Genomic DNA, 16,806 nt, shown 5'->3' on the forward strand with positions numbered 1-16,806 from the left:
GGCCGCCAGGGTGGCCGTGTCGGCGGGCGCGCCGCTCAGGTGATGACGCCGCCGAAGAGGCCGCCGTGCGCCATACCGAGGTAGAAGCCGACCGCGGAGGCGCCGATCCCCATGATCAGGCCGAACCTCTCCCAGGTGGTCTTAGAGATGTACTGGCCGTAGAGGCCGGTGAGAAGCCCGGCCAGCCCCGCCCAGGAGCTGATCAGGTGCAGATGGTGGAACATCGCCGTCACGAAGGCGAGGACGCCGAGCACCCCGGTCACCACCATCAGGACGTCCTGGACGGGGTGCGGCCTGCCGTCCGTCGCGAAGAGCGAGCCGGTGGCGGGGCGGCCGGTCGTGGATCGTGAGCCGGCGGGACGAATGGTCTGTGCCATGGATGACCTCCTGGCCGGACGGGCGGTGGAATGTAGCGCCTCTCACACCGCATCTGTCTCGATTGTGCCCCCGGGACTCCGGATCCGCCCTCCGGAATCCGGACCGGATGTGCCCGCTGACCTCCGGATTTCAACCGGAAGCCGGTCTACAGGTAGTCTGTACGGTCTGCACCGGTGTCTGCCCAGGCCAGCGCGGCGAGCCCCTCCCTCAGGAATCTTCCCGGGAGCGGATTGTCAGTGCCGGGTGTTCTCCTCGAAAGACACCGTTGCGATACGCATCACGACCCTCCTGCCACGGAACGACCGTGGCCGCTGAGTCCAAAGGAGGTGGGTTCCACATGCGTCACTACGAGGTGATGGTCATCCTCGACCCCGATCTCGAGGAGCGAGCAGTCTCCCCGCTGATCGAGAACTTCCTCTCCGTTGTCCGTGAGGGCAACGGAAAGGTGGAGAAGGTCGACACCTGGGGCCGTCGTCGGCTCGCTTACGAGATCAAGAAGAAGCCCGAGGGCATCTACTCGGTCATCGACCTGCAGGCCGAGCCTGCGGTCGTCAAGGAGCTCGACCGCCAGATGAACCTGAACGAGTCGGTCCTCCGGACCAAGGTCCTCCGTCCCGAGATCCACTGAGCATCTAGCTCAGCGGTTTTCGGGTCCGAGTAGCAGCAAGCAGCCAGAAGCAATCCCCGCCGAGAGGTTCACCCATGGCAGGCGAGACCGTCATCACGGTCGTCGGCAATCTCGTCGACGACCCCGAGCTGCGCTTCACCCCGTCCGGTGCGGCGGTCGCGAAGTTCCGTGTCGCGTCCACTCCCCGCATCTTCGACCGGCAGACCAATGAGTGGAAGGACGGCGAAGGCCTGTTCCTCACCTGCTCGGTCTGGCGTCAGGCGGCGGAGAACGTCGCGGAGTCGCTCCAGCGAGGCATGCGCGTCGTCGTGCAGGGCCGGCTGAAGCAGCGGTCCTACGAGGACCGTGAGGGCGTCAAGCGCACGGTCTACGAGCTGGACGTCGAGGAAGTCGGCCCCAGCCTCAAGAACGCCACGGCCAAGGTCACCAAGACCACCGGTCGCGGCGGTCAGGGCGGCCAGGGCGGATACGGCGGCGGTGGCGGCCAGCAGGGTGGCGGCAACTGGGGCGGCGGTCCCGGTGGCGGTGGCCAGCAGGGCGGCGGCGGTGCTCCCGCCGACGACCCGTGGGCGACCGGCGCGCCGGCAGGCGGCCAGCAGGGCGGCGGCCAGCAGGGCGGCGGGAGCGGTTGGGGCGGAAGCCCCGGTGGTTCCGGCGGTTCCGGCGGCTCCGGCTCCGGCGGCGGCTACTCGGACGAGCCCCCCTTCTAGGGCGGCTCGTACCCCCACTTCTTGATCACACAGGAGAAACACCATGGCGAAGCCGCCTGTGCGCAAGCCTAAGAAGAAGGTCTGCGCGTTCTGCAAGGACAAGACCCAGTACGTGGACTACAAGGACACGAACATGCTGCGGAAGTTCATTTCCGACCGCGGCAAGATCCGTGCCCGCCGCGTTACCGGCAACTGCACGCAGCACCAGCGTGACGTCGCCACGGCTGTCAAGAACAGCCGTGAGATGGCGCTGCTGCCCTACACGTCCACCGCGCGATAAGGGAAGGGTGACAACAGCATGAAGATCATCCTCACCCACGAGGTCTCCGGCCTCGGCACCGCCGGCGACGTCGTCGACGTCAAGGACGGGTACGCCCGTAACTACCTGGTTCCGCGTGGCTTCGCCATTCGCTGGACCAAGGGTGGCGAGAAGGACGTGGCGCAGATCCGCCGCGCCCGCAAGATCCACGAGATCGCGACGATCGAGCAGGCCAACGAGATCAAGGCCAAGCTCGAGGGCGTGAAGGTCCGTCTGGCTGTTCGCTCCGGCGACGCCGGCCGTCTCTTCGGCTCGGTCACCCCGGCTGACGTCGCCTCGGCGATCAAGGCCGCCGGTGGTCCGGACGTCGACAAGCGTCGCGTGGAGCTCGGTTCGCCGATCAAGACGCTCGGCGGACACCAGGTGTCCGTCCGTCTGCACCCCGAGGTCGCAGCGAAGCTCGCCGTCGAGGTCGTTGCTGCCTAAGGGCAGAGCTCAGCAGAGCAGGTGAAGGGCCGCATCCCGTTGGGGGTGCGGCCCTTCGCTGTGAAACGGTCCGCGCTGTTTCGCGTGAAACAGCGCGGACCGTTCCCGTTTCACGTGAAACAACAAGTCCGCGGAGCCCGCGTATCAGCGGGTCGCTCCGGTGACGATCCACCGGCCGGAGCGGGTACGCACCCAAAGGGTGATCAGCCGGACGGCCATCATCAACGTCATCGCCCACCAGAGGGCGGTGAGGCCGCCGCCGAGGGAAGGCACCAGAAGCGCGACGGGTGCGAAGACGGCCAGGGTCACCAGCATGGCCCACGCTAGGTAGCGTCCGTCTCCCGCTCCCATCAGGACACCGTCCAGGACGAAGACCACTCCGGCGATCGGCTGCGAGACCGCCACGACCAGGAGCGCGGGGAGCAGGGTGTCCTTCACCGCGGGATCGCTGGTGAAGAGCGGGATGAAAAGAGGCCGGGCGAGCATGATCAGCACCCCGAGTGCTATGCCGCAGCCGATGCCCCACTCGACCATGCGACGGCAGGCCTCGCGGGCGCCCGTCTCGTCGTTCGCCCCCAGATACCGGCCGATGATCGCCTGCCCGGCGATGGCGATGGCGTCGAGTGCGAAGGCTGTCAGGCTCCAGAGGGAGAGGATGATCTGGTGCGCGGCGATGTCGGTGTCGCCGAGCCGGGCGGCCACGGCGGTGGCGATCATGAGGACGGCCCGGAGCGACAAGGTCCGGACCAGCAGGGGCACGCCCGCGCGGGCACTGGCCCGGATTCCGGCGGCGTCGGGGCGGAGGGAGGCGCCGTGTCTACGGGCTCCGCGTACGACCACGATGAGGTAGGCGACGGCCATGCCCACTTGGGCGATCACCGTGCCCCAGGCGGATCCGGCGATGCCGAGCCCGGCCCCGTAGACGAGGGTCACGCTGAGGATGCCGTTCGCCGTGAAGCCGCCGATGGCGACGTACAGCGGGGTGCGGGTGTCCTGGAGTCCGCGCAGCACGCCGGTGGCGGCGAGGACGACGAGCATCGCCGGGATGCCGAAGCTGGAGATCCGCAGATACGTGATGGCGTACGGGGCAGCGGTGTCGGATGCGCCGAAGACGTCGACGAGCCAGGGGGCCGAGGGGACGGCGAGGGCCACCACCACGGCGCCGAGCAGCAGGGCGAGCCAGATGCCGTCCATGCCCTGGCGGATCGCGGCGGGCAGATCGCCCGCGCCGACACGCCGGGCGACGGCGGCCGTGGTGGCGTAGGCGAGGAAGACGAAGATGCTCACGGCGGTCATCAGCAGGGCTGCGGCGATCCCGAGGCCGGCCAGTTGCGGGGTGCCGAGGTGGCCGACGACGGCGCTGTCGACCATGACGAACAAGGGCTCGGCTACCAGCGCGCCGAACGCCGGTACGGCCAGTGCGATGATCTCGCGGTCGTGCCGTCGACGGCCTGTTCGGGGAGTGATGGGGGCCGGAGTCATGAGGGCTAATCTAATCTTCCACAGGTAAGAGATGCAATGCGCGAGTGCCCATTACCGCGACGTCTCTGAGGCGTTCATCCGGGAGCCGTCTGCAGTGATCTTGAAATCAGGGCGAAAGTTTTTCTCCCCCACAGTCAGTGGACGGAGAACGTGCAGGTCAAGCGGGTGATGGTGGTCCTGCTATGAGTTTGTCCACAGTGCTGTCCCCCGTTCCGTGCACAGGTTCTGCGAACTTCTCCACAGAACCTGGTCCGTCATCCACAAGCCCTGTGGATAACCAGATTGGCTGACGGTGCAGACAGGCCTACCGTGGTCCGGCGCCCGCACTCCGTTCCGGCACCGGAATCAGCAGAACCAGACGCGCCGGAAGCGGAGTCGGGCGACTTGTTTGTCAGCGCCGTGCCGTAAGAAAGAGTGGCACGGCTAGGTCCGCGAAGCGGACGGGAGGAGGTGGGCCGGGTGACCATCCCTGAGCCTTTGGACGACCCCTGGACCGAGGCTGGTCCCGGCGACCGTCTGCCCGCCTCCCGCCAGCGCCGCGGGGAGCGCAGGGGGGGGCGCGAGGACAGGCACGACCGGGGCTCGGACGAGGGCTGGGGCGGAGGCTCCCCCTCGTTCGAGCGGGTGCCTCCCCAGGACCTGGACGCGGAGCAGTCGGTCCTCGGCGGCATGCTGCTGTCCAAGGACGCCATCGCCGAGGTCGTCGAGGTCATCAAGGGGCACGACTTCTACCGCCCGGCGCACGAGACCGTCTTCACGGCGATCCTCGACCTCTACGCCAAGGGGGAGCCGGCCGACCCGATCACGGTCGCCGCCGAGCTGGTCAAGCGCGGGGAGATCACCAAGGTCGGCGGGGCGCCCTACCTGCACACCCTGGTGCAGTCCGTCCCGACCGCGGCCAACGCCTCCTTCTACGCGGAAATCGTCCACGAGCGGGCGGTCCTCCGACGCCTCGTCGAGGCCGGCACGAAGATCACACAGATGGGATACGCGGCCGACGGGGACGTCGACGAGATCGTCAACTCCGCCCAGGCCGAGATCTACGCGGTCACCGAGCAGCGCACCAGCGAGGACTACCTCCCTCTCGGCGACATCATGGAGGGCGCGCTCGACGAGATCGAGGCCATCGGTTCGCGCAGCGGTGAGATGACCGGTGTCCCGACGGGGTTCACGGACCTCGACGCCCTGACGAACGGCATGCACCCCGGCCAGATGATCGTCATCGCGGCCCGCCCCGCCATGGGTAAGTCCACGCTGGCACTGGACTTCGCACGCGCCGCGTCGATCAAGAACAACCTGCCCAGCGTCATCTTCTCCCTCGAAATGGGGCGCAACGAGATCGCGATGCGTCTGCTGTCGGCCGAGGCGCGGGTGGCTCTGCACCACATGCGGTCCGGCACGATGACGGACGAGGACTGGACGCGGCTCGCGCGCCGCATGCCCGAGGTCTCGGCCGCCCCGCTCTACATCGACGACTCCCCCAACCTGTCGATGATGGAGATCCGTGCGAAGTGCCGTCGGCTCAAGCAGCGCAACGACATCAAGCTCGTGATCATCGACTACCTGCAGCTGATGCAGGCCGGTGGATCGAAGCGGTCCGAGAGCCGTCAGCAGGAGGTCTCGGACATGTCCCGAAACCTCAAGCTGCTGGCCAAGGAGCTGGAGGTCCCGGTGATCGCGCTCTCGCAGCTGAACCGTGGTCCCGAGCAGCGCACGGACAAGAAGCCGATGGTGTCCGACCTGCGTGAGTCCGGCTCCATCGAGCAGGACGCCGACATGGTCATCCTGCTCCACCGCGAGGACGCCTACGAGAAGGAGTCACCGCGCGCGGGCGAGGCCGACATCATCGTCGGCAAGCACCGTAACGGCCCGACGGCCACCATCACCGTGGCCTTCCAGGGCCACTACTCGCGTTTCGTGGACATGGCGCAGACCTGAGGGCGAGTGCGGTGAGCCGCTGGTGGACGGGCGTCGCCGCTCACTACGGGCCCAGGGAATTCCACTGACCGCAGACACCGAAACCCCCTGCCTGGTAAGGGTTGACCATGACTTCTCCCAGTGAAGAACTGCTGCCCAGCACCCGGCGTTCCCTTCTCCACCGCCTCGCCACGGCACAGCGGGAGGGCCGGGCGCCCTCCCTCGCGGCCGCCGTGCAGCGGGAGGGCCGTATCGCCTGGAGCGGGGGCCGTACGGGCCTGGAGGGGCAGGTACCGGACGCCGATACGCAGTACCGGATCGGCTCGATCACCAAGACGTTTACCGCGGTTCTGGTTATGCGGCTGCGGGACGAAGGGCTGATCGACCTGGACGACCAGCTGGAGAAGCACCTCCCCGGCACCGGAGCGGGCGGCGCGACCGTCTTCCAGCTGCTCGGCCACAGCGCGGGGCTCGGCGCCGAGGCGCCCGCCCCCTGGTGGGAGCGGACCCCGGGGGCCCTCCGGCCGGAGCTCGCCGACGTACTCGGCGAGCGGCCGCAGATGCACCCGGCGGGTCACCGCTTTCACTACTCCAACCCCGGCTACACCCTGCTCGGTTCGCTGATCGAAGCGGTCCGCGGAGTCTCCTGGGAGGAGGCGCTGCGCCGCGAGGTCCTGGAGCCGCTGGGCATGCACCGTACGACGGGAGGGCCGGTCGCTCCGTACGCGGAGGGCTGGGCCGTTCACCCTTGGGCCGATGTGGTGGTGAGCGAGCCTGCCGAGGACCTGGGACTGATGGCGCCCGCCGGCCAGCTCTGGTCGACCGCGTCCGACCTGTTGCGCTTCGCGGCCTTCCTGGCCGAGGGCGACAACCGGGTCCTGTCGGCCGCTTCCGTACGGGAGATGAGGATGCCCGCCGCGCCCGCCGCGGAGGGAGGGGGCAACGCATACGGACTCGGCCTGCAGGTGGTGAAGACCGACAGCCGCGTCCTCTTCGGGCACGCGGGTTCGCTGCCCGGATTCGTCGCCGGCCTGTGGTTCAGCGAGGACGACGACGTCGCCGCGGTCGCCCTCGCCAACGCCACCTCGGGGCTGCCCGCCGCCACGGTGGCCGCCGAACTCCTGAGCATCGTCGCGGACGCGGAGCCGCGGATCCCGGAGCCCTGGCGCCCGCTGCCCGAGGTTGACGAGGAGTTGGTGGCCCTGACCGGGATCTGGCACTGGGGGACCCACACGTTCACGCTGCGGCTGACCGGGGGCCGAGGGCTGGAGCTCAGGCCGCTGGGCGGCACCGGTCGCGGAGCGGCCTTCACGCCCCGGCCGGACGGCACCTGGACGGGCCAGGACGACTACTACGCGGGGGAGACCCTCCGGGTCGTCCGCAGGGCCGACGGTTCGGTCGACCACCTCGACCTCGGCTCGTTCGCCTTCACCCGTGAGCCCTATGAGGCGGGAGCGGACGTTCCCGGAGGACTCGACCCGGCGGGCTGGCGGGGGTTCGGCGGCTGACGCCCGAGCTGTGACGGCCGGTGGGGTGGGTGTTTCACGTGAAACACCCACCCCACCGGCCGTTGTCGGTCAGAGAGCCAGCTTGAAGCCCACGTGGCTGGCCGTGAATCCGAGCCGCTCGTAGAAGCGGTGCGCGTCCTCGCGGGTGACATCCGAGGTCAGCTGCACCAACCGGCAGTCCTGGCGGCGGGATTCGTCGACCGCCCACTGGATCAGCTGCGTACCGAGCCCGCTGCCCCGCTCGTCGGCGTGGACGCGGACGCCCTCGATGATCGAGCGGGTGGCACCGCGCCGGGACAACCCGGGGACCACGGTCAGCTGGAGGGTCCCGACCACGCGGTCCTCGCGGACGGCGACGACGACGTGCTGGTTCGGGTCGTCCGCCAGTCGTCGGAACGCGGCGCGGTACGGGGTGAGGTCGTCCGGCGACTCGCGCTGCGCGCCGAGGGGGTCGTCGGCCAGCATGGCCACCACGGCGTCGAGGTCGGTCTCGGCAGCGGGGCGTATCTCAAGATCGCTCATGATCGGCAGCGTACGCGCTCCGCAGGCGTCAGACCGGGACCTTCAGCTCTTCGACCGCCCGGACCAGGGGGGCGAGCTCGGGGTTCTCCGACGCCTCGCCCAGGGCCGCCCGCAGGGCGCTGTCGTTGGTCGGCCGGGCCTCCGCGAGGAGGGTGAGACCGGCCTCGGTGACATCGGTGTAGATGCCCCGCCGGTCGGTGTCGCACAGATAGCGGGTCAGTAGCCCGCGGTTCTCCAGTCTTGTGACCAGTCGGGTGGTGGCGCTCTGGCTGAGGACCACGGCGTCGGCGACCTGCTTCATCTGGAGATGGCCGCCGGGGCCGCTGTGCTGCCGGCTCAACACGTCGAGCAGCGAGTACTCCCGCACGCTGAGCCCGTGACCCGACTGGAGAGCGCGTTCGATACGGGCCTCGATCTTCCCGTGAAGCAGGGAGAGGGCGCACCAGCCCTGGGCGAAGGCGGTGAGGGCGGGGTCGGTCGCGGTCATGGTCTCTCCTCCGGGCGGGAGCCTGCGTGGTTCCAGGATAGGGGACGCCTGCAATAGCCCGCGTTTGCAGTTAGCCCGCGTGTGCAATTATTGTGGACGCTCGTAAGGTGCATACGCAATCTCCATGGAAGGTGAAAGCCCATGCCGCTCGCGCTCCTCGCCCTCGCCATCGGGGCATTCGGGATCGGAACGACCGAGTTCGTGATCATGGGGTTGCTCCCCGAGGTTGCCGCGGATTTCCGGGTCTCGATCCCGACGGCAGGCTTCCTGGTGACCGGCTACGCGCTCGGGGTCGTCCTCGGCGCCCCGCTGATGACCCTTCTGGGTACCCGGGTCACCCGTAAGCGGATGCTGATGCTCCTGATGGGGCTCTTCATCGTGGGCAACGTGGTGTCCGCCCTCGCCCCCGTCTTCGGCGTCATGCTCGCCGGCCGGGTGATCGCCTCCCTCGCGCACGGCGCCTTCTTCGGCATCGGCTCGGTGGTCGCGGCCGATCTCGTCGCCCCGCAGAAGAAGGCCGGGGCCATCGCCATGATGTTCACCGGACTCACCGTCGCCAACGTCGTCGGCGTCCCGCTCGGCACCTACATCGGGCAGTCCGCCGGCTGGCGGACCACGTTCGTCCTCGTGGCCCTCCTCGGCGTGATCGGGCTCATCGGTGTCGCGAAGCTCGTCCCCGAGCAGCCCAAGCACGAAGGTGTACGCGTCCGCCACGAACTGGCCGCGTTCCGCAATGTCCAGGTCCTGCTCGCGATGGCCATGACCGTCCTGGGCTTCGGCGGCGTCTTCGCCGCGATCACCTACATCACCCCGATGATGACCGAGACCGCCGGCTACTCGGCCTCCTCCGTCACCTGGCTGCTGGTCCTCTTCGGCCTCGGCATGGTGGGCGGCAACCTGGTGGGCGGACGGTTCGCCGACCGCCATCTGATGCCGATGCTGTACGTCTCGCTCGGCGCGCTCGCCCTCGTGCTGAGCCTGTTCACCGTGACCGCGCACGACAAGGTCGCCGCGGCCGTCACCATCGTTCTGATCGGTGCCCTCGGCTTCGCGACCGTGCCCCCGCTGCAGAAGCGGGTCCTCGACCAGGCGGCGGGCGCCCCCACCCTGGCCTCCGCGGTCAACATCGGGGCCTTCAACCTCGGCAACGCCCTCTCCGCCTGGCTCGGCGGCCTCGTGATCGCCGCCGGTCTCGGCTACACCGCCCCCAACTGGGTCGGCGCGATCCTCGCCGGGTCCGCCCTGGTGCTGGCCGTGGTCTCCAGCCTGCTGGAGCGCCGTACCGCCGGAGCCGAAGGACGGCTCGTCGCCGGGAGCAGTCCCGCGCCGGTCGCCGCCCCGGCCCGGCACTGAGCCTCGCCCCAGAGCCTTCTGCCGACCGCGCTGGACCGCCCGCTGCTCTTCATCGCCGGCGGTATCCGCTGCACCGCGGCGGCCGGCTGATCGGCGCCATCGGGGTCGGCGGGGGAGCGCCGGAGCAGGACCACGGGTTCGCGTCCGCCGCGGCGGACTCCCTGGTCTGAGGCCGAGCACCCGGAACAGGGGACCGAGCCCCTGGAGTACCGCATCGCAGCCGCACCGCCTCTTCCGGCGGTGCGGCTGCGATGCGTCAGCCCGTCGCGATGGTGAGCGGGGCGAATCTGCGGGTGGCGTCGCCGGGGAGGTCCTCGATGCCGTACGTCATCACCGCTGTACGGGAGCCCGGTTCGAGACCGCGCTCAACCAGCCAGCCGAGCAACTCCTCGTGGCGCGCGTCGACATCGGCCCGCAGCAGCCGGTCCGTCGTGGCGGCCAGCGCGGCGACGAGGGCCTTCGCGGTGGCCGTGTCGCGCGCGACGAGCGGGCCGACGACATGGTCGTCGCCGCTGGGCCAGAGGGCTGCGTAACCGGTCAGCTCGCCGTTCCCCTCCGCGACCTGGAGCCGGTCGGCGAAGGCCGGGAGCCGGGCGATGATGTGGGTGCGGTCGATACCGAAGACCGGCAGGTCGAGGCGGACCATCGCCTGGAGGTCGTCCGCAGCGGCCGCACGCGTGGTCACGGCCGACGGCCGGTCCTCCGCCCGGAACCGGCCGAGGACCCGCTCGGTTCGGCCCACGTGGGCGAAGCCGAGCTCCGTGTAGAGCCGCTGCCCTTCGGGCGTGGCGTACAGCGCGAGCGGGGTGGACCTGGTCTCCTCCATGACATGGCGCATGAGCCGCCGGGCGATCCCCTGGCGTGCGTGGCGTCCGGCGACGAGCAGCATGCCGACGGCCGCCAGGCGGGGCCCGTACGACGTCACCACGCAGGCCGCGACCAGGCCCTTGCCATCGGGTTCCGCGATGCCGTACCCCGTACCCGCGGAGAGCAGCAGCCCCCATCGGTGCTCGTCGCGTGGCCAGCCCCGACCCTCGGAGAGGTCGGCGCAGGAGACCAGGTCTCCCCTGGTGAGGCGCCGTACGGGCAGGTCGAGGAGGGACAGGGGTGAGGGGCTGTGCATGGGGCCAGGCTGTCCGACGTGATGATCGCCCGTCCACCGGTTTCCCGGAACTGGCCGAGAACCCAAGTGCCCCCGCCTGGTTTCACGTGAAACATGAAGCGCGTCCGCGTCCGCGTGCGAGTCCAGGGCCGTCAGCTCAGGTCGGGCGCGTGCATCGCCCGTACACCCTCGATGTTGCCGTCCAGATAGTGGCGCAGGGAGAGCGGTACGAGGTGGACGGCGGCGATCCCGACCCGGCTGAACGGCACCCGGACGATCTCGTACTCCCCGCAGGGCTCGTCGATCTCCGGGCCGTGCCGTCGGGTGACGTCCATCGACACGAGCCGGCAGACGAAGAAGTGCTGGACCTTCACCCCGGTGACGCCGCCGTCCGCGATGTGCTCGACGGTGTCGACGAAGCAGGGCACCACGTCGACGATCTTGGCACCGAGCTCCTCGTCGACCTCCCGGTGGAGGGCGTCGACCACGGTGGCGTCCTCCGGCTCGACCCCGCCGCCGGGCGTGAGCCAGTACGGATCGACCCCCGGCTTCGTGCGCTTGATGAGGACAAGGTCGTCGCCGTCGAGCAGGATGGCGCGTGCGGTGCGCTTGACCACAGGACGTTCGGTCATGGCAAGAGAGTGGCCCGCGCGGGCCACTCTGAAACTCCTGCGGCCTACCGGACCGCCTCGTCCAGCGCCCGCTCGACGTCCGCCAGCAGGTCCTCCGGGTCCTCCGCGCCGACGGAGAAGCGGATGAAGCCCTCCGGCACGGCGTCGCCGCCCCAGCGGCCCCGGCGCTCGGCGGTGGAACGTACACCCCCGAAACTCGTCGCGTCGTCGACCAGCCGCAGCGCGGAGAGGAAGCGCTCCGCCGTCTCCCGGTCGGCCAGCTCGAACGACACCACCGAACCGAAGCGCCGCATCTGTCGTACGGCGATCCCGTACGACGGGTCGGCGGTCAGCCCCGGATACCGCAGCCCGGTGACCTCGGTCCGCTTGGCCAGCGCCTCGGCGAGGGCCAGGGCCGTGGTGCACTGCCGGTCGATGCGCAGCTGGAGCGTGGCGAGCGACCGGTGGGCGAGCCAGGCCTCCATCGGGCCCGGGATCGCTCCGACCACCTTGCGCCAGCGCCGTACATCGGCGGTCAGCCGGGGATCGCGGCAGGTGACATGGCCCAGCAGGATGTCGCCGTGCCCGGTCATGCCCTTGGTGTCACTGGCGACCGAGAAGTCCGCACCGAGCTCCAGCGGGCGCTGGCCGATCGGGGTGGCCAGGGTGTTGTCGACGGCGACCAGCGCGCCCGCCTCGTGCGCGGCGGCCACGAGCCGGCGGATGTCGCAGACATCGAGTCCCGGGTTGGAAGGGCTCTCGATCCATAGCATCTTCGCCCCTTCCAGCAGCGCCAGCTGGGCGTCGCCACCGGTCGGCGCGGTCCGTACCTCGACGCCGAAGGCCGTCAGCTGCTCCCGTACCAGCGGCAGCGCCTGGTAGCCGTCGTCCGGCAGCACCACGACGTCGCCGGTGCGGGCCTGGGAGAGCAGTACGGCGGTGATCGCCGCCATCCCGGAGGCGAACACCGTGGTGCTCACGTCCTCGCCGGGCGCCTCCAGGTCGCCGATGGCCCGCTCCAGGTGGGTCCACGTCGGGTTGGTGTCCCGGCCGTAGGTATAAGGGCCCACCGGTTCGCCGGAGAGGTGGAAGTGCGCGGCGAAGACCGGCCCGGGCAGGGTCGGTTCGTACTGCTCCGGTTCGGGAAGGCCGGCGCGTACCGCGCGCGTGCCGTCGCCCATGGTGCTCATGCTGCTCCGTATCCGTAAGTGGTCGGACGGCCGGGAGAGGCCGTGTTCAGCCTTCGTCCGGCAGGACCATGTTGAGGGCCCAGGAGACGACCGAGATGATCAGAGCGCCGAGTACCGCGGTCCAGAAGCCCTCGACATGGAAGCTGAGATCGAAGATGCCGGCCAGCCAGGAGGTCAGCAGCAGCATCAGGGCGTTGATCACCAGAGTGATCAGCCCGAGGGTCAGGATGAACAGCGGGAACGTCAGGAGCTGGACCAGCGGCTTGACCAGGAAGTTCACCAGACCGAAGATCAGCGCGACCAGGATCAGGGTGAGGATCTTCCGGCCGGTGGAGCCGCCCTCCAGCGTGATGTTCCCGATCAGCCAGATGGCCACGGCCAACGCACCCGCGTTGGCGATCGTCTTGACTGCGAAATTCTTCATGTGTCTGATCGTGGCAGACATGATCGGTGGTGGACACCGGCAGCGCACGCGGAACCCGTAGCACGGGTCACAAGGGGTGGACGGGCCATGAAGGCATTCAGACTGGACGAGCTCGAGGCGGAGCGGGCCGCCAACGACGGCGCCTACCTGCAGTTCGTGCGGGAGCGGAACATGTCCGTGGGCCTGTACGCCCTGGACGCGGGCGCACCCGACCCGCAGCAGCCGCACCAGCAGGACGAGGTGTACTTCGTCGTCAGCGGCCGTGCGTCGATCACGGTCGGGACGGAGACGACGCAGGTCGGCCGGGGGAGCGTCGTCTATGTGCCGGCTGGAGTGGCCCACAAGTTCCACCACATCACCGAGAACCTGCGGGTGATGGTCGTCTTCTCGCCTCCGGAGGGCTGAACCCCGGGTTCCCTAAGGGTTCGATCAGGGGTCTTCAAGGGCTGCGAGACCCCCGCCGGGGTCCCTCGCGCCTTTAGCATCGAGGCAGGAACCCAGAGAGCAGGAACCCAGAGAGACGAGGTAGATGGCGATGGCCGTGCGGGAGATGTACGCGGGGATGCCCTGGTGGGTGAAGTGGATCGCGGTGCCCGTCATCGCGATCTTCGTGTTCGGCGGTCTGATCGCCAGCGTGATCGGCTTCGTGATCAGCCTGCTCTTCAAGGTGCTGATCTTCGTCGTGCTGGTCGGCGGTCTGATCTTCGTCGTACGCAAGTTCATGTCCTCGTCGTCCTCACGGGGTGACTGGTAGGAAGGCCGGCGCGGCCGGGGGGATGCACAGGCCTGCGGATTAGCCCAGCAGAGCTAAGTCCAGAAGGAAAACCCCCTCTTACCGGAGGCGGCCGATACAGTGACATAACGCTGCCGCCATCTGGAATGTGACCTTCTGTCACCGAACCGACCGAGTGACCAGTGGTTGAACGACAGTCCGGTCGTGGGTGCGGCGGGCCCGTGGGGGCGGCCTCCACGGGAGGGCTGACGGCCCGTCACCATGCCTGGGGGTGACCTTTGACCACGGCATCGAGCACCGCTGTCCCGACGTTGATCGGTTCGGTTCAGCGGGCGTTGAGGCTGCTGGAGGCTGTGGGCACCCATCGGGACGGGGCGCCCGCCAAGCAACTCGCACGGGAGGCGGGCCTTCCGCTGCCGACCGCGTACCACCTGCTGCGCACCCTCACCCATGAGGGCTATCTCCGCCGCGAGAACGGCGTCTTCCTCTTCGGGGCGGCCGCCGAGAACCTCACCGCGGCCCAGGGCCCGAGAAGCCGCCCCTCCACCGTCACCGACTCGCTCGCGCACTGGCGGGACGCCATCGGGGTCCCGGTGTACTGCGCCGTCTACCGCGAGGGCGAGATCGAGCTCATCGCGGTCGCGGACGCCCCCGAGGCCCCGGCGGTCGACGAGTGGGCCTCCTTTCGGGAGACCGGCCACGCGCACGCGATCGGGCAGTGCCTTCTCGGCCAGCTGGACGAGAAGGACCGCGAGGATCACCTCGACCGGCACCCCGTACGGCCCCTCACTCGTTACTCAGTGCGAGATCGCGCGGCACTTCTGGAGCGGCTGCGAACGTTGCGGCGGGGTGAACCGGTCATCGAACGCCAGGAGTACGCACTGGGGACCGTCTGCGCCGCCATTCCCGTCACAGCCGGTGCCACCATTGCGGCGATGGCCATTTCCGTACCCTTGGACCGGGAAGAGCGGTTGCTGCCCGCAGTCGAACAGCTACGTGGTGAAGTGGCGAGCCTCTTGCGTTCGTTCGTTTTCTCTATCAGTATCTGAAAAATCACTCCTTGTGATCTGCTATCGCGTGCACCACGATGGCGTCAATAGGGCCATGAGGGATCATTCCTGGCCAGTTTCATCTACTGCGGGGTTGAACGATGCGCGAGTCGGTTCAAGCAGAGGTCATGATGAGCTTCCTCGTCTCCGAGGAGCTCTCGTTCCGTATTCCGGTGGAGCTCCGGTATGAGGTGGCTGATCCCTATGCCATCCGGATGACGTTCCATCTGCCCGGCGATGCCCCTGTGACCTGGGCATTCGGCCGCGAGCTGCTGCTGGACGGGCTCAACAGCCCGAGCGGCGACGGCGATGTGCACATCGGGCCGACCGAACCCGAGGGTCTCGGCGATGTGCACATCCGCCTCCAGGTCGGCGCGGACCGCGCGCTGTTCCGGGCCGGTACGGCACCGCTCGTGGCGTTTCTCGACCGCACCGACAAGCTGGTGCCCCTCGGTCAGGAGCACACGCTGGGTGACTTCGACGGGAACCTGGAGGAGGCGCTCGGCCGCATCCTCGCCGAGGAGCAGAACGCGGGCTGAGCGGTACATATCCCCCGGCCTCGCGCCTGTCACGCCTTACGGCGGCGGCCCCTGCCGGTCCGAGCGGGGGCGGCGGCCGTGGACGAGGAGGTGCCGGCGCCCGGCCGGTCCGCGGAGACCACCAGTGCGGCGAGCACCGTCGTCACCGGCACCGAGGCGACCAGGCCGATCGAACCGACCAGCGTCCGGACGATCTCCTCGGCGACCAGCTCGCTGTTGGCCACCGTCCCCACACTGCTCTGGGCGATCGAGAAGAGCAGCAGCAGCGGCAGCGCCGCGCCCGCGTACGCCAGCACCAGGGTGTTCACGACCGAGGCGATGTGGTCCCGTCCGATGCGGATACCTGCCCGGTACAGCCCGCGCCAACCCATCTGCGGGTCCGCCTGGTGCAGCTCCCAGACGGCGGAGGTCTGGGTGACCGTCACATCGTCGAGCACCCCGAGCGATCCGATGATGACACCGGCCAGCAGCAGACCGCTCATGTCGATGTCCGGATAGAGGCCGTGGATCAGGCCGGTGTTGTCGTCGGTGTTGCCGCTCAGGTCCGCCCAGCCGATGAACAGGGAGCCGAGAAGCCCGATCAGCAGGAGCGAGATCAGCGTTCCGACGACCGCGACAGATGTTCGGGCCGTCACCCCGTGGCACATGTAGAGCGCCGCCAGCATGATGGCGCTGGCCCCGATCACCGCCACCACCAGCGGATTCGAGCCCTGCAGGATCGCCGGCAGGATGAACAGGGTCAGTACGGCGAACGAGACGGCCAGCGCCACCAGCGCCATCACCCCGCGCAACCGGCCCACCGCGATCACCGCCAGCGCGAAGATCGCGGCCAGCAGTGTCATCGGGATCTTCCGGTTCACATCGGTGACGCTGTACTGGAGGTCGCGGGGCGCGTCGGGGGCGTACGCCACGACCACGCCCTGTCCCTCGCGCAGTTGGCGGGGCGCGTCGGGCTGGACCACCTCGACGAACGTGCGGCCCTTGTCGTCGCCGCTGGTCACTTCGACGGTCGCCTTCGCGCACTCCCCCTCCTGCTCGTTGACGGCCTCCCGGCCCGAGGGGGTGGAGGTGTCACCGGTCGGGGGGACCTGTGCGGCGTTGACGTCGGCGCAGTCGACCTTGACGACCTGGACGACCTTGCCGTCCTGGGTCTGCCGGTCGAATCCGACGCCGGTGCGCTCGTGGTCGGGGACGCCGCCGGGCCAGAACGCGATCAGGCCGACGACGACCGCCGTGGCGAAAGGGATCACGACAGCGGCGATGACCTTGCGCAGGTGCTTGGAGACGGGAGCGGCGGGTCCGTGGCTGTGTGTGTGGCCGTCTGAGTGGCCCTGGGGCGGCTGGGGCGCGGGGTCGTTTTGGGGGGAGGTCACGGGGCGATCATCGCAAGAACAGGAGGGCCCTCTGGTCAGCTCGCCGGAAAGGACG

The 16,806-nt window shown here is 69.2% G+C and carries 20 protein-coding genes and 1 pseudogene; 12 read left to right on the forward strand and 9 right to left on the reverse strand.

What is annotated here, in order from left to right; genetic code table 11:
* Positions 1 to 35: 35 nt before the first annotated feature.
* On the reverse strand, positions 36 to 377 hold the full coding sequence (locus AMK21_RS07030) for a hypothetical protein (protein WP_073875212.1): 342 nt from the start codon (positions 375 to 377) through the stop codon (positions 36 to 38).
* Positions 378 to 715: 338 nt separating this feature from the next.
* On the opposite strand from AMK21_RS07030, the gene rpsF reads away from it, so the two are divergent.
* The 4 genes from rpsF (at position 716) to rplI (ending at position 2,461) form a co-directional block, all read left to right on the forward strand.
* Entirely contained in the window at positions 716 to 1,006 is a 291-nt protein-coding gene (gene rpsF / locus AMK21_RS07035) for a 30S ribosomal protein S6 (RefSeq protein ID WP_015609864.1), read from the forward strand.
* A gap of 74 nt (positions 1,007 to 1,080) precedes the next feature.
* Entirely contained in the window at positions 1,081 to 1,716 is a 636-nt protein-coding gene (locus AMK21_RS07040) for a single-stranded DNA-binding protein (protein WP_073875214.1), read from the forward strand.
* Between the two features lie 43 nt (positions 1,717 to 1,759).
* Positions 1,760 to 1,996 carry a 30S ribosomal protein S18 gene (gene rpsR / locus AMK21_RS07045; RefSeq protein WP_003967857.1) on the forward strand — a complete coding sequence of 79 codons (237 nt, stop codon included), beginning with the start codon at positions 1,760 to 1,762 and terminating at the stop codon, positions 1,994 to 1,996.
* Between the two features lie 18 nt (positions 1,997 to 2,014).
* The gene (gene rplI / locus AMK21_RS07050; RefSeq protein WP_018513854.1) at positions 2,015 to 2,461 is read left to right on the forward strand and encodes a 50S ribosomal protein L9; all 447 of its coding nucleotides are present in this window, start codon (positions 2,015 to 2,017) and stop codon (positions 2,459 to 2,461) included.
* A 144-nt stretch (positions 2,462 to 2,605) separates the two neighbouring features.
* Here the strand turns inward: rplI and AMK21_RS07055 are convergent, their stop codons facing one another.
* Entirely contained in the window at positions 2,606 to 3,943 is a 1,338-nt protein-coding gene (locus AMK21_RS07055; protein WP_073875216.1) for an MATE family efflux transporter, read from the reverse strand.
* A 459-nt stretch (positions 3,944 to 4,402) separates the two neighbouring features.
* Here AMK21_RS07055 and dnaB point away from each other — a divergent pair, with 459 nt between their 5' ends.
* The gene (dnaB, locus tag AMK21_RS07060; protein ID WP_073875218.1) at positions 4,403 to 5,881 is read left to right on the forward strand and encodes a replicative DNA helicase; all 1,479 of its coding nucleotides are present in this window, start codon (positions 4,403 to 4,405) and stop codon (positions 5,879 to 5,881) included.
* A 107-nt stretch (positions 5,882 to 5,988) separates the two neighbouring features.
* Positions 5,989 to 7,368, forward strand: coding sequence for a serine hydrolase domain-containing protein (locus tag AMK21_RS07065; RefSeq protein ID WP_073875220.1), 1,380 nt, complete (start codon positions 5,989 to 5,991; stop codon positions 7,366 to 7,368).
* A gap of 69 nt (positions 7,369 to 7,437) precedes the next feature.
* Here AMK21_RS07065 and AMK21_RS07070 read toward each other — a convergent pair whose 3' ends face one another.
* Positions 7,438 to 7,890 carry a GNAT family N-acetyltransferase gene (locus AMK21_RS07070; RefSeq protein WP_073875222.1) on the reverse strand — a complete coding sequence of 151 codons (453 nt, stop codon included), beginning with the start codon at positions 7,888 to 7,890 and terminating at the stop codon, positions 7,438 to 7,440.
* A gap of 28 nt (positions 7,891 to 7,918) precedes the next feature.
* A complete protein-coding gene (locus AMK21_RS07075) occupies positions 7,919 to 8,377 on the reverse strand; it encodes a MarR family winged helix-turn-helix transcriptional regulator (protein WP_073875224.1) in 459 nt (152 codons plus the stop codon).
* Between the two features lie 141 nt (positions 8,378 to 8,518).
* Here AMK21_RS07075 and AMK21_RS07080 point away from each other — a divergent pair, with 141 nt between their 5' ends.
* Both AMK21_RS07080 and AMK21_RS33585 read left to right on the forward strand, forming a co-directional pair.
* The gene (locus AMK21_RS07080) at positions 8,519 to 9,730 is read left to right on the forward strand and encodes an MFS transporter (RefSeq protein ID WP_073875226.1); all 1,212 of its coding nucleotides are present in this window, start codon (positions 8,519 to 8,521) and stop codon (positions 9,728 to 9,730) included.
* An 18-nt stretch (positions 9,731 to 9,748) separates the two neighbouring features.
* Positions 9,749 to 9,900 (forward strand): annotated as a pseudogene (locus tag AMK21_RS33585) (heme-binding protein); the annotation flags it as partial.
* An 86-nt stretch (positions 9,901 to 9,986) separates the two neighbouring features.
* On the opposite strand, the gene AMK21_RS07090 reads toward AMK21_RS33585, so the two are convergent.
* The 4 genes from AMK21_RS07090 to AMK21_RS07105 form a co-directional block, all read right to left on the reverse strand.
* Positions 9,987 to 10,853 (reverse strand): GNAT family N-acetyltransferase, encoded by an 867-nt coding sequence (locus AMK21_RS07090; RefSeq protein WP_073875228.1) that lies wholly within the window; start codon positions 10,851 to 10,853, stop codon positions 9,987 to 9,989.
* A 131-nt stretch (positions 10,854 to 10,984) separates the two neighbouring features.
* Positions 10,985 to 11,464, reverse strand: a complete 480-nt coding sequence (locus AMK21_RS07095) for an NUDIX domain-containing protein (RefSeq protein WP_073875230.1) — start codon at positions 11,462 to 11,464, stop codon at positions 10,985 to 10,987.
* Positions 11,465 to 11,508: 44 nt separating this feature from the next.
* Positions 11,509 to 12,633 (reverse strand): cystathionine gamma-lyase, encoded by a 1,125-nt coding sequence (locus tag AMK21_RS07100; RefSeq protein ID WP_073875232.1) that lies wholly within the window; start codon positions 12,631 to 12,633, stop codon positions 11,509 to 11,511.
* 46 nt (positions 12,634 to 12,679) lie between these two features.
* Positions 12,680 to 13,057, reverse strand: coding sequence for a phage holin family protein (locus AMK21_RS07105; RefSeq protein WP_073875234.1), 378 nt, complete (start codon positions 13,055 to 13,057; stop codon positions 12,680 to 12,682).
* A gap of 87 nt (positions 13,058 to 13,144) precedes the next feature.
* Between AMK21_RS07105 and AMK21_RS07110 the strand changes: the two genes are divergently transcribed.
* The 4 genes from AMK21_RS07110 (at position 13,145) to AMK21_RS07125 (ending at position 15,378) form a co-directional block, all read left to right on the forward strand.
* Positions 13,145 to 13,462: a cupin domain-containing protein gene (locus tag AMK21_RS07110; protein WP_073875236.1), complete on the forward strand. Its 318-nt coding sequence runs from the start codon at positions 13,145 to 13,147 to the stop codon at positions 13,460 to 13,462.
* Between the two features lie 136 nt (positions 13,463 to 13,598).
* Positions 13,599 to 13,811 (forward strand): DUF5326 family protein, encoded by a 213-nt coding sequence (locus AMK21_RS07115; RefSeq protein WP_073875644.1) that lies wholly within the window; start codon positions 13,599 to 13,601, stop codon positions 13,809 to 13,811.
* A 257-nt stretch (positions 13,812 to 14,068) separates the two neighbouring features.
* Positions 14,069 to 14,839: an IclR family transcriptional regulator gene (locus AMK21_RS07120; RefSeq protein WP_285440213.1), complete on the forward strand. Its 771-nt coding sequence runs from the start codon at positions 14,069 to 14,071 to the stop codon at positions 14,837 to 14,839.
* A gap of 101 nt (positions 14,840 to 14,940) precedes the next feature.
* Positions 14,941 to 15,378, forward strand: coding sequence for an SsgA family sporulation/cell division regulator (locus tag AMK21_RS07125; protein ID WP_015609883.1), 438 nt, complete (start codon positions 14,941 to 14,943; stop codon positions 15,376 to 15,378).
* A gap of 29 nt (positions 15,379 to 15,407) precedes the next feature.
* On the opposite strand, the gene AMK21_RS07130 is transcribed toward AMK21_RS07125, so the two are convergent.
* On the reverse strand, positions 15,408 to 16,751 hold the full coding sequence (locus tag AMK21_RS07130) for a YibE/F family protein (protein ID WP_073875238.1): 1,344 nt from the start codon (positions 16,749 to 16,751) through the stop codon (positions 15,408 to 15,410).
* Positions 16,752 to 16,806: the final 55 nt, after the last annotated feature.

It is taken from the genome of Streptomyces sp. CB00316, from assembly GCF_001905595.1.
Taxonomy (GTDB): Bacteria; Actinomycetota; Actinomycetes; order Streptomycetales; family Streptomycetaceae; genus Streptomyces.

Bases quoted from the DNA above. Each gene is read 5' to 3' on its own strand.
- AMK21_RS07030 (WP_073875212.1), bottom strand. From the start codon at position 377: ATGGCACAGACCATTCGTCCCGCCGGCTCACGATCCACGACCGGCCGC.
- rpsF (WP_015609864.1), top strand. From the start codon at position 716: ATGCGTCACTACGAGGTGATGGTCATCCTCGACCCCGATCTCGAGGAG.
- AMK21_RS07040 (WP_073875214.1), top strand. From the start codon at position 1,081: ATGGCAGGCGAGACCGTCATCACGGTCGTCGGCAATCTCGTCGACGAC.
- rpsR (WP_003967857.1), top strand. From the start codon at position 1,760: ATGGCGAAGCCGCCTGTGCGCAAGCCTAAGAAGAAGGTCTGCGCGTTC.
- rplI (WP_018513854.1), top strand. From the start codon at position 2,015: ATGAAGATCATCCTCACCCACGAGGTCTCCGGCCTCGGCACCGCCGGC.
- AMK21_RS07055 (WP_073875216.1), bottom strand. From the start codon at position 3,943: ATGACTCCGGCCCCCATCACTCCCCGAACAGGCCGTCGACGGCACGAC.
- AMK21_RS07065 (WP_073875220.1), top strand. From the start codon at position 5,989: ATGACTTCTCCCAGTGAAGAACTGCTGCCCAGCACCCGGCGTTCCCTT.
- AMK21_RS07070 (WP_073875222.1), bottom strand. From the start codon at position 7,890: ATGAGCGATCTTGAGATACGCCCCGCTGCCGAGACCGACCTCGACGCC.
- AMK21_RS07075 (WP_073875224.1), bottom strand. From the start codon at position 8,377: ATGACCGCGACCGACCCCGCCCTCACCGCCTTCGCCCAGGGCTGGTGC.
- AMK21_RS07080 (WP_073875226.1), top strand. From the start codon at position 8,519: ATGCCGCTCGCGCTCCTCGCCCTCGCCATCGGGGCATTCGGGATCGGA.
- AMK21_RS07090 (WP_073875228.1), bottom strand. From the start codon at position 10,853: ATGCACAGCCCCTCACCCCTGTCCCTCCTCGACCTGCCCGTACGGCGC.
- AMK21_RS07095 (WP_073875230.1), bottom strand. From the start codon at position 11,464: ATGACCGAACGTCCTGTGGTCAAGCGCACCGCACGCGCCATCCTGCTC.
- AMK21_RS07100 (WP_073875232.1), bottom strand. From the start codon at position 12,633: ATGAGCACCATGGGCGACGGCACGCGCGCGGTACGCGCCGGCCTTCCC.
- AMK21_RS07105 (WP_073875234.1), bottom strand. From the start codon at position 13,057: ATGAAGAATTTCGCAGTCAAGACGATCGCCAACGCGGGTGCGTTGGCC.
- AMK21_RS07110 (WP_073875236.1), top strand. From the start codon at position 13,145: ATGAAGGCATTCAGACTGGACGAGCTCGAGGCGGAGCGGGCCGCCAAC.
- AMK21_RS07125 (WP_015609883.1), top strand. From the start codon at position 14,941: ATGCGCGAGTCGGTTCAAGCAGAGGTCATGATGAGCTTCCTCGTCTCC.